At 63.6% G+C, this 14,454-nt stretch carries 14 protein-coding genes; 3 read left to right on the forward strand and 11 right to left on the reverse strand.

The genetic code is table 11. From position 1 onward, the window contains the following. Nucleotides 1–93: 93 nt before the first annotated feature. Both mutS and fdxA read left to right on the forward strand, forming a co-directional pair. Nucleotides 94–2,667 (forward strand): DNA mismatch repair protein MutS, encoded by a 2,574-nt coding sequence (gene mutS / locus CAF78_RS02675; protein WP_085675626.1) that lies wholly within the window; start codon nt 94–96, stop codon nt 2,665–2,667. A 140-nt stretch (nt 2,668–2,807) separates the two neighbouring features. Next, nucleotides 2,808–3,131 carry a ferredoxin FdxA gene (gene fdxA / locus CAF78_RS02680; RefSeq protein WP_051097441.1) on the forward strand — a complete coding sequence of 108 codons (324 nt, stop codon included), beginning with the start codon at nt 2,808–2,810 and terminating at the stop codon, nt 3,129–3,131. A gap of 623 nt (nt 3,132–3,754) precedes the next feature. Here fdxA and rpoS read toward each other — a convergent pair. From rpoS to CAF78_RS02720, 8 genes are all read right to left on the reverse strand, one after another. Then, entirely contained in the window at nt 3,755–4,762 is a 1,008-nt protein-coding gene (gene rpoS, locus CAF78_RS02685; RefSeq protein WP_016392283.1) for an RNA polymerase sigma factor RpoS, read from the reverse strand. A gap of 108 nt (nt 4,763–4,870) precedes the next feature. Next, nucleotides 4,871–5,728, reverse strand: a complete 858-nt coding sequence (locus CAF78_RS02690) for a peptidoglycan DD-metalloendopeptidase family protein (protein ID WP_085675907.1) — start codon at nt 5,726–5,728, stop codon at nt 4,871–4,873. Between the two features lie 160 nt (nt 5,729–5,888). Continuing rightward, nucleotides 5,889–6,527: a protein-L-isoaspartate(D-aspartate) O-methyltransferase gene (locus CAF78_RS02695; protein ID WP_177326721.1), complete on the reverse strand. Its 639-nt coding sequence runs from the start codon at nt 6,525–6,527 to the stop codon at nt 5,889–5,891. 41 nt (nt 6,528–6,568) lie between these two features. After that, entirely contained in the window at nt 6,569–7,318 is a 750-nt protein-coding gene (gene surE / locus CAF78_RS02700; RefSeq protein ID WP_060510080.1) for a 5'/3'-nucleotidase SurE, read from the reverse strand. Further along, nucleotides 7,306–8,364 carry a tRNA pseudouridine(13) synthase TruD gene (gene truD, locus CAF78_RS02705; protein WP_085675625.1) on the reverse strand — a complete coding sequence of 353 codons (1,059 nt, stop codon included), beginning with the start codon at nt 8,362–8,364 and terminating at the stop codon, nt 7,306–7,308. The genes surE and truD overlap by 13 nt, the downstream gene beginning before the upstream one ends. Continuing rightward, on the reverse strand, nt 8,361–8,834 hold the full coding sequence (gene ispF / locus CAF78_RS02710; protein ID WP_085675624.1) for a 2-C-methyl-D-erythritol 2,4-cyclodiphosphate synthase: 474 nt from the start codon (nt 8,832–8,834) through the stop codon (nt 8,361–8,363). Before ispF ends, truD begins: the two co-directional genes overlap by 4 nt. Before the next feature lie 76 nt (nt 8,835–8,910). Continuing rightward, the gene (gene fghA / locus CAF78_RS02715; RefSeq protein WP_085675623.1) at nt 8,911–9,765 is read right to left on the reverse strand and encodes an S-formylglutathione hydrolase; all 855 of its coding nucleotides are present in this window, start codon (nt 9,763–9,765) and stop codon (nt 8,911–8,913) included. An 8-nt stretch (nt 9,766–9,773) separates the two neighbouring features. Next, the gene (locus CAF78_RS02720) at nt 9,774–10,886 is read right to left on the reverse strand and encodes an S-(hydroxymethyl)glutathione dehydrogenase/class III alcohol dehydrogenase (protein ID WP_085675622.1); all 1,113 of its coding nucleotides are present in this window, start codon (nt 10,884–10,886) and stop codon (nt 9,774–9,776) included. Between the two features lie 108 nt (nt 10,887–10,994). On the opposite strand from CAF78_RS02720, the gene CAF78_RS02725 reads away from it, so the two are divergent. Further along, nucleotides 10,995–11,891 (forward strand): LysR substrate-binding domain-containing protein, encoded by an 897-nt coding sequence (locus CAF78_RS02725; RefSeq protein WP_085675621.1) that lies wholly within the window; start codon nt 10,995–10,997, stop codon nt 11,889–11,891. Between the two features lie 19 nt (nt 11,892–11,910). Here the strand turns inward: CAF78_RS02725 and ispD are convergent, their stop codons facing one another. From ispD to eno, 3 genes are all read right to left on the reverse strand, one after another. Next, entirely contained in the window at nt 11,911–12,618 is a 708-nt protein-coding gene (gene ispD / locus CAF78_RS02730) for a 2-C-methyl-D-erythritol 4-phosphate cytidylyltransferase (RefSeq protein ID WP_085675620.1), read from the reverse strand. Next, on the reverse strand, nt 12,615–12,896 hold the full coding sequence (gene ftsB, locus CAF78_RS02735) for a cell division protein FtsB (protein WP_023534037.1): 282 nt from the start codon (nt 12,894–12,896) through the stop codon (nt 12,615–12,617). Before ftsB ends, ispD begins: the two co-directional genes overlap by 4 nt. A gap of 156 nt (nt 12,897–13,052) precedes the next feature. After that, on the reverse strand, nt 13,053–14,342 hold the full coding sequence (gene eno, locus CAF78_RS02740) for a phosphopyruvate hydratase (RefSeq protein WP_085675619.1): 1,290 nt from the start codon (nt 14,340–14,342) through the stop codon (nt 13,053–13,055). Between the last annotated feature and the right edge of the window lie 112 nt (nt 14,343–14,454).

Genomic DNA, 14,454 nt, shown 5'->3' on the forward strand with positions numbered 1-14,454 from the left:
TGCCCCATGGCCCGCGCCTGCATCTGCTTGAAAAAGCCTGTACCATTGCCGGTTTCACAATCGCCAACCAGATCACCCGCTGTAAGGCCCTGAATGTCTGATCTTTCCGCACACACACCAATGATGCAGCAGTACTGGAAGCTGAAAAACCAGCACCCGGACCAGCTGATGTTCTACCGCATGGGCGACTTCTACGAGATCTTCTACGAAGATGCGAAGAAGGCCGCAAAACTGCTGGACATCACCCTGACCGCGCGCGGTCAGTCGGCCGGCCAGTCGATCCCCATGTGCGGCATTCCGTTCCATTCGCTGGAGGGCTACCTGGCCAAGCTGGTCAAGCTTGGCGAGTCGGTGGTGATCTGCGAGCAGATCGGCGACCCGGCCACCAGCAAGGGCCCGGTGGAACGCCAGGTGGTGCGCATCATCACCCCCGGCACGGTCAGTGACGAGGCGCTGCTCGACGAACGCCGCGACAACCTGATCGCCGCGCTGCTCGGTGACGAACGCCTGTTCGGCCTGGCGGTGCTGGACATCACCAGTGGCAACTTCAGCGTGCAGGAGATCAAGGGCTGGGAAAACCTGCTGGCCGAGCTCGAACGCCTGAACCCGGTTGAGCTGCTGATCCCCGATGACTGGCCGCGCGACCTGCCCGCGGAAAAGCGCCCGGGCGCCCGTCGCCGGGCACCGTGGGACTTCGACCGCGATTCGGCGCGCAAGGCCCTGTGCCAGCAGTTCGCGACCAAGGACCTGAAAGGCTTTGGCTGTGACAAGCTGACCCTGGCCATCGGCGCCGCCGGCTGCCTGCTGACCTACGCCAAGGAAACCCAGCGTACGGCCCTGCCGCACCTGCGCAGCCTGCGCCACGAGCGCCTGGACGACACGGTCATTCTGGACGGCGCCAGCCGCCGCAACCTGGAACTGGACGTCAACCTGGCCGGCGGGCGCGACAATACCCTGCAATCGGTGATCGACCGCTGCCAGACCGCCATGGCCAGCCGCCTGCTGACCCGCTGGCTGAACCGCCCGCTGCGCGACCTCAAGGTGCTGCAGGCGCGCCAGGACTCGATCCGCTGCCTGCTGGACGGCTACCGCTTCGAAAAGCTGCAGCCGCAGCTCAAGGAAATCGGCGATATCGAGCGCATCCTCGCCCGTATCGGCCTGCGCAATGCCCGCCCGCGTGACTTGGCGCGCCTGCGTGATGCCCTCGGCGCCCTGCCCGAGCTGCAGAACGCCATGAGCGAACTGGAAGCTGCGCACCTGGCGCGCCTGGCTGCCATCACCGGGACCTACCCGGAGCTGGCCAGCCTGCTGGAGCGTGCAATCATCGACAACCCGCCAGCGGTGATCCGCGATGGCGGTGTGCTCAAGGCCGGCTACGACAGCGAGCTGGACGAGCTGCTGGCAATCAGCGAGAACGCCGGCCAGTTCCTCATCGACCTCGAAACCCGCGAGAAGGCCCGCACCGGCCTTGCCAACCTCAAGGTCGGCTACAACCGTGTGCACGGCTACTTCATCGAGCTGCCGACCAAGCAGGCCGAGCAGGCACCGGGCGACTACATCCGCCGCCAGACCCTCAAGGGCGCCGAGCGTTTCATCACGCCCGAGCTCAAGGCCTTCGAGGACAAGGCGCTGTCGGCCAAGAGCCGCGCCCTGGCGCGCGAGAAGATGCTCTACGACGCGTTGCTGGAAACCCTGATCAGCCACCTGGCTCCGCTGCAGGACAGCGCCGCCGCCCTGGCCGAGATCGACGTGCTGAGCAACCTGGCCGAGCGTGCACTGAACCTCGACCTGAACTGCCCGCGCTTCACCGACGAGCCGTGCCTGCGCATCGAGCAGGGCCGCCACCCGGTGGTCGAGCAGGTGCTGACCACGCCGTTCGTGGCCAACGACCTCGGCCTGGACGACAGTACGCGCATGCTGATCATCACCGGCCCGAACATGGGCGGTAAGTCCACCTACATGCGCCAGACCGCCCTGATCGTGCTGATGGCGCACATCGGCAGCTTCGTGCCGGCAGCCAGCTGCGAGCTGTCGCTGGTCGACCGCATCTTCACCCGTATCGGCTCCAGCGACGACCTGGCCGGTGGGCGTTCGACCTTCATGGTCGAGATGAGCGAAACCGCCAATATCCTGCACAACGCCACCGACCGCAGCCTGGTGCTGATGGACGAAGTCGGCCGCGGCACCAGCACCTTCGACGGCCTGTCGCTGGCCTGGGCCGCAGCCGAGCGCCTGGCCCAGCTGCGTGCCTACACCCTGTTCGCCACCCACTACTTCGAGCTGACCGTGCTGCCGGAGAGTGAACCACTGGTGGCCAACGTGCACCTGAACGCCACCGAGCACAACGAACGTATCGTCTTCCTGCACCACGTGCTGCCTGGGCCGGCCAGCCAGAGCTACGGCCTGGCCGTGGCACAGCTGGCGGGCGTGCCGGCGCCAGTGATTCTGCGCGCACGCGAGCACCTGGGCCGGCTGGAAACCACCAGCCTGCCCCATGAAGCACCGGTCACGAAAAAAGCCAAGGACGAGCCGCACGTCCCGCACCAGAGCGACCTGTTCGCCAGCCTGCCACACCCGGCCATCGAGAAGCTGGGCAAGCTGGACCTGGATGACATGACCCCGCGTCAAGCTATCGAAATGCTATATCAACTAAAGAACCTGTTATAACGGCGCCCACTACAAGCTGGTAGAATCCGCCGCGGTTTGCTGGTGCTGCAGGTTATTAGCCTGGCCTGCAGCCACATGCCCGTAAACCGCGCGGCCCTGAGAGGAAGGGCCGCCGCCGTCGCCTGAGGAGAGAACTAGAAATGACCTTCGTCGTCACCGACAACTGCATCAAATGCAAATACACCGACTGCGTGGAAGTCTGTCCGGTGGACTGCTTCTACGAAGGCCCGAACTTCCTGGTGATTCACCCGGACGAGTGCATCGACTGTGCACTGTGCGAGCCAGAGTGCCCGGCCCAGGCGATTTTCTCGGAAGACGAGATCCCTGCTGGCATGGAGAACTTCATCGAGCTCAACGCCGAGCTGGCGGAAATCTGGCCAAACATCACCGAGCGTAAGGACGCCCTGCCCGACGCTGAAGAGTGGGACGGCAAGACCGGCAAGATCGCCGACCTGGAGCGCTAAGCGCCCGGACACGAAAAAGGCCCGCAACGGGCCTTTTTTCACTTTCGGCAGGCAAAAAAAAGGGGCGGTTTGACCCGCCCACATTTTTTCCGTAGTCCCTGCTTGTCCCAAACATCGTCCTGATGAAATCGCTTCTTGCGATGTCCTTGGCCTTCTCCCTGAAAGCCTGTGCATGTCCGTGTGCACAGTTCGAATACTAGCGAGTTCCCTGAGCCAGGCAACTGGGAGATCTCTCAGGATGTTGCTGGGGACACATTTCCACACAGCCTAAAATCCCTTAAATTTCATATATTTACGAATAAACCAGATCTGAAAACGACTTTGATTTACTGCTAGTTACACAGATGGCTTACATAAAGAGTAAGCAAAGGCTTACACGCCATGCATCAGCGGTAGCGCCGTACACATTGCTCGGTCCCAGATTGATGCCGTCTCTACCGGCCTCTTCGCGGGCAAGCCCGCTCCCACAGAGAGGGCGCAGACCTCAGGCCTGTGATGATCATGTGGGAGCGGCGGTTCGGCGCCCCGACTTGCCCGCGAAGAGGCCGGTACAGAATTAGCGAAGTCCCAAAAACAAAACGCCCCGAGGTCATCGGGGCGCTTTGGATACGGTAAAGCCTGGCTTACTGGAACAGTGACTCGCTGGACAGCCCGTTCTTCTCGAGGATCTCGCGCAGGCGCTTGAGCCCCTCCACCTGGATCTGCCGCACGCGTTCGCGGGTCAGGCCGATCTCCAGGCCAACATCTTCCAGGGTGCTGCTTTCGTGCCCACGCAGGCCGAAGCGGCGTACCACCACCTCACGCTGCTTGTCGGTCAGCTCACCCAGCCACTGATCGATGCTCTGCGACAGGTCATCGTCCTGCAGCAGTTCGCATGGATCGGTCGGGCGATCGTCGGTCAGGGTGTCGAGCAGGGTCTTGTCCGAGTCCGGGCCGAGCGAGACGTCCACCGAAGACACGCGCTCGTTCAAGCCCAGCATGCGCTTGACCTCGGCGACCGGTTTTTCCAGCAGCGTGGCGATTTCTTCCGGCGACGGCTCGTGGTCCAGCTTCTGGGTCAGTTCCCGCGCGGCGCGCAGGTAGACGTTGAGTTCCTTGACCACGTGGATAGGCAGGCGAATGGTGCGGGTCTGGTTCATGATCGCCCGCTCGATGGTCTGGCGAATCCACCAGGTCGCGTAGGTCGAGAAGCGGAAACCGCGCTCCGGGTCGAACTTTTCCACCGCGCGGATCAACCCCAGGTTGCCCTCCTCGATCAGGTCGAGCAGCGACAGGCCACGGTTGACGTAACGACGGGCGATTTTCACAACCAGGCGCAGGTTGCTTTCGATCATGCGTTTGCGGCCGGCAGGGTCACCCTTTTGCGACAGGCGCGCAAAGTGAACTTCCTCTTCCGGCGAAAGCAGAGGCGAGAATCCGATCTCGTTGAGATACAGCTGGGTGGCATCGAGCGCCCGGCTGTAATCGATGTACTTGTGCTGCTTGAGCGAAGAGCCTGATTTGGCCCTGGTCCGAACCGAAGGTACAGCAGGTTCGTCTGACACCACATCCGTTTCCAAAACGATGCCCGTCTCCATGAGGAGGACGTCATCGTCGATGTCAAACTCCGGCGCTTCTTTACTGAGAGCCATTGTTATAGTCCTTTGCTGAGTTCGAACTCAGACTCATGCGGCGCCTGTCTCCCTGGCAACGCAGGAGCCTGTCCCCTCTACATCACAGGAACAGGCCGGGTACAACGATCAACGACGTGGCAGGAACTGGAGCGGATCGACGGGTTTGCCCTGGCGGCGAATCTCGAAATGCAGCTTCACCCGATCAGTGCCCGTGGACCCCATTTCAGCAATCGACTGCCCTGCCTTGACCTGCTGCCCCTCCCGAACCAACAGCCTGCGGTTGTGACCGTAGGCACTGACGTAGGTATCGCTGTGCTTGATGATGATCAGTTCGCCGTAGCCCCTCAAGCCACTCCCGGCGTAGACCACTGCACCATCAGACGCAGCAAAAACAGGCTGTCCCAAATCACCGGCGATATCAATGCCTTTATTCAAACTACCGTTTGAAGCAAATTTACCAATCAGCACGCCGTTGGCTGGCCACGTCCAGCTGCCCACCGCCCGCTCTGCGGCGGGCACCGTGGTAACCACCGGGGCAGGCGTGGCGGGCGTTGTTGGCGTCGATTTTCCGCCGTTTGCAGGGGGCGTGATAGGCGATCCAGCAGGGCGACGAATGACCGTTGTCTTGCTGGAAGAGGACGGGCTGGAGACCACGGTGGTGCTGCTGGTGGACCCGCTGTTGAAGCGAATCGCCTGGCCCGGGCGGATGGTGTACGGGGCGGCAATGCCGTTGCGCGCGGCCAGTTCCTTGTAGTCCCAACCGTAGCGGAATGCGATGGAGAACAGCGTATCGCCAGGCTTGACGATGTACTGCCCGGAGGTCACTGCAGGTCGCTTGGGTGCAGCCGTGTTGCGGTCGACCACGCGCGCACCGCTGGAGCCTGTGCTGGAGCAACCTGACAGCAGGGTGCCCATGGCCAGTGCAATCACCAGAAGCTTGAAACCCGACCGATCCTTGCGCTGCCGAATGACTGTGTGCCCCACCCGCGCTCCCCTCATGGTGCCGAAAATCGATAATACGATATGAAATGCAATATTGTTACAATTATAACCAAGCCAGGTGGCATTGGCAGGGCCCAGGCCCCGCCAGATAGACAGGGCCATGCCGCAAGAATTCGTTGCTGCTGCAAATATTCCTGGCGGCTCAGGCCAGCGGACCGTTGAGCAACGGCACAAAACGCACTGCCCCCAGTACGCGACGGGAGAAGCCGTGCTCTTCGCGCACGATCAGCATCAGCTGTTGCACCTCGCCGGCCGGGCCGACCGGAATTACCATCCGCCCTCCAGGCGCCAGCTGGTCAAGCAGCGCCTGCGGCACTTCAGGTGCCACCGCCGTGACGATTATGCCGTTGTACGGCGCCAGCGCCTGCCAGCCATCACAGCCGTCACCCCAGCGGAACACCACATTGCGCAGGTTGAGCTCGACCAGGCGTTCCTTGGCCCGGTCCTGCAGCACCTTGATCCGCTCCACCGAGAACACCCGCTCGACCAGCTGGGCCAGGATGGCAGTCTGGTAGCCGGAACCGGTGCCGATCTCCAGCACCTTGTCCAGCGGCCCCGCCTCCAGCAGCAGCTCGCTCATGTGCGCCACCATGAACGGCTGGGAGATGGTCTGGTTGTGCCCGATCGGCAGCGCCGTGTCTTCGTAAGCGCGGTGCGCCAGTGCCTCGTCGACGAACAGGTGGCGCGGGGTACGGCGAATCACGTCCAGCACCTTGGCGTTCGACACGCCTTCCTCGTAGAGGCGCTGGATCAGCCGCTCGCGGGTCCGCTGCGAGGTCATGCCGATACCGCCACGGCGCTGCAGATCGTCCTGTTCACGCATCAGAGCAGGCCCTCCAGCCAGCCGTCGAGCTGTTCGAAGGCATCGTTGAACGTACGGTCCAGCTGCAACGGGGTGATCGACACGTAGCCTTGCATGACGGCATGGAAATCGGTGCCCGGCCCGCCATCCTCGGCATCACCGGCCACGGCGATCCAGTAGCCTTCCTTGCCCCGCGGGTTGACCACCTTGGTCGGCGCCGCCGCCCGCGCCCGGTGACCGAGGCGGGTAAGCTGGATGCCACGGATGTGCTCCAGCGGCAGATTGGGGATATTGACGTTGAGCACGGTCCGCGGTGGCAGTTGCAGGCGCGGCAGCGCCTCCACCAGCCGGCGCGCGATGTGGGCGGCGGTGGGCAGGTTGTCGGGCAGCCGCGACAGCAGCGAGAACGCCAGCGAGGTGCCGCCCAGGAAGCGGCCCTCCAGCGCGGCGGCGACCGTGCCGGAATAGATCACGTCATCACCCAGGTTGGCCCCCAGGTTGATGCCTGAGACGACCAGGTCCACCGGCTCCGGCAACAGGCCGTTGAGCCCCAGGTGCACGCAATCGGTAGGCGTGCCATTGAGGCTGATGAAGCCGTTGGCCAGGGTCTGCGGGTGCAGCGGCCGGTCCAGCGTCAGCGAACTGCCGGCGCCGCTCTTGTCTTGGTCCGGGGCGATCACCACGCACTCGGCATAATCCGCCAGCGCACCGTGTAGCGCGGCGAGGCCCGGTGCCGTAACACCGTCGTCATTCGAAATCAGAATACGCATGGGCTGTCCGTCTGCCCTGCCGGCACCAGATCGACGAGTTCGCGCACCACCACGGTGGCGAAGCATCCGGCCGGAAGGACGAATTCCAGTTGCAGGATATCAGGCTCGGGATAATGCCACGTAAGGCCGCCAATAGGGAGCCGCAGGATGCGCCGTTCGTGACTCATGCCCGCATACGCAAGCCATTGGCAAAGTGCCAGGTGGCGCTCGCCGATCGCCGTCTCCAGCGCGCAGGTCGCGCCAGCTGCGGGCGAAGGGCCTTCACCCCACATCGGGCCGGTGGGATGCAGGTCAAGAATTCCCAGGCGCGGATCAGAACATTCCTGCTCGCCCGCTGGAAAGAAACTACGGCTATCGGTGAACGCCAGCAGGTCCCCGACCTGAGCGCGCTGCCAGCTGCCATCGGCGACACGCGCCGCCAGCACCTGGTTGAACACATAGCTGCGCGCCGCCGAGAGCAGGCGCGAACGCACATTGCGCTGTTCCGGCAGGGCCTTGCGCGCGGCCCAGTCCTGAGCGTCGTGAACGTTGCCACCCGCGTGGCCGAAACGCTGGCTGCCGAAGTAGTTCGGCACGCCCTGCTGCTTGAGTTGCTCCAGGCGTGCATCGAGGGCCTGGCGGTCAGCCGCCAGGGCAGTCAGGCGCAGGGTGAAGCCGTTCGCCGAATGGGCGCCGCGCTGCAGCTTGCGCTGGTGGCGCACCTGCTTCAGCACACGCAGCGTGTCGTCTTCGGCACGCGACAGGTCAGGGTCGGCCTTGCCTGGCAGGTGCAGGCTGAACCACTGGCGGGTCAGGGCCTGGCGGTCCTTGAGGCCGGCATAACTGATGGCGCGCACCGGCACACCGGCGGCACGGGCCAGACGGCGGGCGGCTTCTTCGGTGTTCAGGTCACGCTTCTCGACCCACAGCCACAGGTGCTCGCCCTGGCCGGACAACGGAATGTCCAGCACCTCGTCGACCTGGAAGTCTTCAGCCACGGCCTTGAGCACTGCGCTGCCCAACGATTCACCCGACGCGCGCGGGCCCAGCAGGTCCAGTTCGGTCATGCTGGCAGCAGCAGGGCAACCGCATGCACGGCGATGCCCTCCTCGCGGCCGGTGAAGCCGAGCTTTTCGGTGGTGGTGGCCTTGACGTTGACCTGGTCGAGTTGGACCTGCAGGTCTTCGGCAATCAGCTGGCGCATGGTTTCGATATGCGGGGCCATTTTCGGCGCCTGGGCAACGATGGTGGCGTCGACATTGCCGACCTGCCAGCCCTTGGCCTTGACGATAGCGACCACGTGACGCAGCAGCACGCGGCTGTCGGCGCCCTTGAACTGCGGGTCGGTGTCGGGGAAATGCTTGCCGATGTCCCCCAGCGCCGCAGCGCCGAGCAAGGCATCGCTCAGGGCGTGCAGCAGCACGTCACCGTCGGAATGGGCCAGGAGGCCGTATTTGTGGGGGATACGCACCCCACCCAGGGTAATGAAATCACCGTCGCAGAAACGGTGCACATCGTAGCCGTGGCCAATACGCATAGAAAAACGCCCTGATTGAGTCAGGGCGTGATTCTACCTGCTTTGCAGGTGGTTGGGCGGCTTTTGGACCAGGCTGTTACACCCGCCCCAGCGCCATCGCATGGTGGCGCAGGTGCTCATCGATGAAGCTGGCGATGAAGTAATAGCTGTGGTCATAGCCGGGCTGCAGGCGCAGGGTCAGTTCATGCCCGCCTTTGCGTGCGGCCTGCTCCAGCGCTTGCGGCTTGAGCTGCTTCTCGAGGAAGTCATCACGATCACCCTGGTCCACCAGCAGCGGCGGGCACGCGCCGGCAGGCGTTTCCGCCAGCAGCACACTGGCATCCCACTCACGCCAGCGCGCACGGTCTTCACCCAGGTAGCGGCTGAAGGCCTTCTCGCCCCACGGGCAATCCATCGGGTTGCTGATCGGCGAAAACGACGACACCGAGCGGTAGCGCCCCGGGTTGCGCAAGGCGCACACCAGCGCACCGTGGCCGCCCATGGAGTGGCCGCTGATGCTGCGCTGGTCGGACGCCGGGAAGTGCGCCTCGATCAGTGCCGGCAGCTCCTGCACCACATAGTCGTGCATGCGGTAGTGCTGCGCCCAGGGTTGCTGGGTGGCGTTGAGGTAGAACCCGGCGCCAAGGCCGAAGTCCCAGGCGCCGTCAGGGTCGCCCGGCACCTGCTCGCCACGCGGGCTGGTGTCTGGGGCGACGATGATCAGCCCGAGCTCGGCGGCCAGGCGCTGGGCACCCGCCTTCTGCATGAAGTTCTCGTCGGTGCAGGTGAGGCCGCTGAGCCAGTACAGCACCGGCAGCTTCTCACCCTGCTCGGCCTGCGGTGGCAGGTAGACAGCGAACACCATGTCGCAGCCCAGCACCTTGGAGTGATGCCGGTAACGCTTGTGCCAGCCGCCGAAGCTCTTCTGGCAGGAGATGTTATCCAGGCTCATGGCTGACCTCAGAAGTGGATCACGCTGCGAATGCTCTTGCCTTCGTGCATCAGGTCGAAGGCCTTGTTGATGTCCTCCAGGCCCATGGTGTGGGTGATGAAGGTATCCAGCGGGATCTCGCCCTTCTCGGCCATGTCCACGTAGCTTGGCAGCTCGCTGCGGCCACGCACGCCGCCGAATGCCGAACCGCGCCAGACGCGGCCGGTTACCAGCTGGAACGGACGGGTGGCGATTTCCTGGCCGGCACCGGCAACACCGATGATCACCGACTCGCCCCAGCCCTTGTGGCAGCATTCCAGGGCCGCGCGCATCAGTTGCACGTTGCCGATGCATTCAAAGGAGAAGTCCACGCCACCGTCGGTGAGGTCGACGATCACTTCCTGGATCGGGCGGTCGTAGTCTTTCGGGTTGATGCAGTCGGTGGCACCCAGCTGGCGGGCGATCTCGAACTTGGCCGGGTTGATGTCGATGGCGATGATGCGCGCGGCCTTGGCCTTGACCGCACCGATCACGGCCGACAGGCCGATGCCGCCGAGGCCGAAGATGGCCACGGTGTCACCCGGCTTGACCTTGGCGGTGTTGAGCACCGCACCGATACCGGTGGTGACGCCGCAACCGAGCAGGCAGACCTTCTCCAGCGGTGCTTCTTTCTGGATCTTGGCCACGGAGATTTCCGGCAGCACGGTGTACTCGGAGAAGGTCGAGGTGCCCATGTAGTGGAACAGCTGCTGGCCCTTGTACGAGAAGCGGGTGGTGCCGTCCGGCATCAGGCCCTTGCCTTGGGTGGCGCGGATGGCCTGGCACAGGTTGGTCTTGCCCGAGAGGCAGAACTTGCACTTGCCGCATTCAGGGGTGTACAGCGGGATCACGTGGTCACCCACCGCCACCGAGGTCACGCCCTCGCCCACGGCTTCGACGATCGCACCGCCTTCATGGCCGAGGATCGACGGGAAGATGCCTTCCGGGTCGGCGCCGGACAAGGTGTAGGCGTCGGTATGGCAGACACCACTGGCGACCACGCGCAGCAACACCTCGCCGGCCTTGGGCATGGCCACGTCGACTTCGACGATTTCCAGGGGTTTCTTGGCCTCGAAGGCAACGGCAGCACGGGACTTGATCATCACAGGGTCTCCAGACAGAGGATCGATTCAGTCCAGCAGTGTAATCCACGCGCTTTTGATGAATAATCCGGCCAAAGCCAAAACATTATTGCCACACAGGGATAATCCATGAGCAGCCGCTGGGAAGGCATCGACGAATTCGTCGCCGTGGCCGAGTCTGGCCAGTTCACGGCGGCAGCCGAGCGCCTGGGCGTATCGTCGTCGCACATCAGTCGGCAGATCGCCCGCCTGGAAGAGCGCCTGCAGACTCGCTTGCTGTACCGCAGCACCCGCCGGGTGACCTTGAGTGAAGCCGGGCAGACCTTCCTGCAGCATTGTCAGCGCCTGCAGGACGGCCGCGAGGAAGCCCTGCGCGCCATGGGTGACCTGGCCAGCGAGCCCAAGGGCCTGCTGCGCATGACCTGTGCGGTGGCCTACGGTGAGCGCTTCATCGTGCCGCTGGTGACGCGCTTCATGGCGCTGTATCCGCAATTGCGGGTCGAGGTGGAACTGAGCAACCGTACCCTCGACCTCCTGCACGAAGGCATGGACCTGGCGATCCGCCTGGGCCGGCTGGCCGACTCGCGGCTGGTGGCCACGCGGCTTGCGCCACGGCGCATGTACCTGTGTGCTTCACCTGCTTACCTTGAGCGCTACGGGCGGCCCCACAGCCTGTCGGAACTGGCCCGGCACAATTGCCTGATCGGCAGCTCGGACCTGTGGGCGTTGCAGCAGGAAGGCCGCGAGATCAGCCAGCGGGTGCAGGGTAACTGGCGCTGCAACAGCGGCCAGGCGGTGCTGGATGCGGCGTTGCTGGGGATGGGGTTGTGCCAGTTGCCGGACTATTACGTGCTCGAACACTTGAACAGTGGCGCGCTGGTGTCATTGCTGGAGGGGCATCAGCCGCCGAATACGGCGGTGTGGGCGTTGTATCCGCAGCAGCGGCATTTGTCACCGAAGGTAAGGCGGCTGGTGGATTATCTGAAAGAAGGGTTGGCGGGGTTGCCGGAGTACAGGCAAAGTTGATGTGCAGGCTCTACGAAGATCAGCGCCTGCCCGCCCAACGCTGGCGCAGCCATTCCAGATCTTCCGGCCGGGTGACTTTAATGTTGTCACTGCGCCCTTCGACCAGCCGCGGCGCCTGCCCCGACCATTCGATGGCCGACGCCTCGTCGGTCACCAGCACATCGGAAACCAGACTCTCGGCCAAGGCCCGATGCAGCGCGCCCAGGCGGAACATCTGCGGCGTATAGGCCTGCCAGATGGTACTGCGGTCCACTGTCGCGGCGACCCGGCCATTGGCATCGGCGCGCTTGAGGGTATCGCGCGCCGGCACTGCCAGCAGCCCGCCTACCGGGTCATCGGCCAGTTCCGACAGCAGCTTGTCCAGGTCACTGCGCGCCAGGTTCGGCCGCGCCGCATCGTGCACCAGTACCCAGTCGTTGTCCGACGCCCCCTGGGCATGCAACAGCAGCAAGGCATTGAGCACCGAGTCGGCACGCTCGTCACCGCCAGGCGCACGCTGGATGCGCGGATCGCTGGCGCAACGCAGGCCAGGCCAGTAAGGGTCATCTTCGGCAATGCTGACCACCACGCCCTTGAGCGAGGGGTGGCCAAGGAAACAGTCGAGGCTGTGCTCGAGGATGGTCTGCCCGGCCAGCTCCAGATATTGCTTGGGGCGGTCGGCAGCCATGCGGGCACCAACGCCCGCAGCAGGAATCACGGCCCAGAAGGCCGGTAGTGGTTCAATCATTTTTGCGGCAGCTGGAAGAGGGTTTCGCCCTCTTTGACCATTCCCAGTTCATGACGAGCCCGTTCTTCGACGGTCTCCATACCCTTCTTCAACTCCAGCACCTCGGCATCGAGCACGCGGTTACGCTCCAGCAGCCGTTCGTTCTCGGCGTGCTGTTCGTCGATCTGCTGCTTGAGCTCGGCCACTTGCGCCAGGCTGCCGTTACCCACCCAAAGGCGGTACTGCAGGCCACCGAGCAGCAGGAGCAGGACAAGGAACAACCAATAGGGACTGCGCATCAAGGTATCCAGGTTAAAGACCGCCGCACACGGGCGTCATATAGCACGAAGCCTGGCCGAGGCCAGGCTTCGTTGACAGAAACCCGCATGAAGCGTCGGAAATTTCAGTATGAAACTTCCGACAGCCTCGGCTGCTGTCTTTTTACCATCTCTTGCTTAGCCGCGAAACTCGGCACGACCACGGTATACCGCTTTGGCGCCCAGTTGCTCTTCGATGCGCAGCAGCTGGTTGTACTTCGAGACGCGGTCGGAGCGGCACAGCGAGCCAGTCTTGATCTGGCCAGCAGCGGTACCCACGGCCAGGTCGGCAATGGTCGAATCTTCGGTTTCACCGGAACGGTGCGAGATCACCGCGGTGTAGCCGGCAGCCTTGGCCATCTGGATGGCTTCCAGGGTTTCGGTCAGCGAGCCGATCTGGTTGAACTTGATCAGGATCGAGTTACCGATGCCCTTCTCGATGCCTTCCTTGAGGATCTTGGTGTTGGTCACGAACAGGTCGTCGCCGACCAGCTGTACCTTGGCACCGATCTTGTCGGTCAGGATCTTCCAGCCAGCCCAGTCGGACTCGTCCAGGCCGTCTTCGATCGAGATGATCGGGAAGCGCTCGGTCAGGCCTTTCAGGTACTCGGCGAACCCTTCGGCGTCGAACGACTTGCCTTCACCGGACAGGTTGTACTTGCCGTCTTCGTAGAATTCGGAAGCCGCGCAGTCCAGGGCCAGGGTCACGTCGGTGCCCAGCTTGTAGCCGGCTTTCTCGACCGCTTCGGCGATGGCAGCCAGGGCGTCTTCGTTGGAAGCCAGGTTCGGGGCGAAACCACCCTCGTCACCCACGGCAGTGTTCAGGCCACGGGCCTTCAGCACGGCTTTGAGGTGGTGGAAGATCTCGGTGCCCATGCGCAGGCCGTCGGAGAAGGTCTTGGCGCCAACCGGCTGAACCATGAACTCCTGGATGTCGACGTTGTTGTCGGCGTGCTCGCCACCGTTGATGATGTTCATCATCGGAACCGGCATCGAGTACTGGCCCGGGGTGCCGTTCAGGTTGGCGATGTGCGCGTACAGCGGCAGGTCCTGGTCCTGTGCAGCGGCCTTGGCGGCAGCCAGGGACACAGCCAGGATGGCGTTGGCGCCCAGCTTGGCCTTGTTCTCGGTACCGTCCAGTTCGATCATGGCGCGGTCCAGGGCCTTCTGGTCGGCAGGGTCCTTGCCCAGCAGCAGGTCACGGATCGGGCCGTTGATGTTGGCGACGGCCTTCAGCACGCCCTTGCCCAGGTAACGGCTCTTGTCGCCATCACGCAGCTCCAGCGCTTCGCGCGAGCCGGTGGAAGCACCGGACGGCGCGCAAGCGCTGCCGATGATACCGTTGTCGAGCAGTACATCGGCTTCCACGGTGGGGTTGCCACGCGAATCGAGAACTTCACGACCTTTGATGTCGACGATTTTTGCCATTGTTGTAAGCACTCCAGAATTGACGAAAACAACGCAACTTTAGGGAATTCTTGCCTTGCACCAGGCGGGGACGCAGCAGGCAGGCCTGGCAGAAGCAACCCCTGACCGAGCG

The organism is Pseudomonas sp. R28(2017), from assembly GCF_002112505.1.
Classification (GTDB): Bacteria; Pseudomonadota; Gammaproteobacteria; order Pseudomonadales; family Pseudomonadaceae; genus Aquipseudomonas.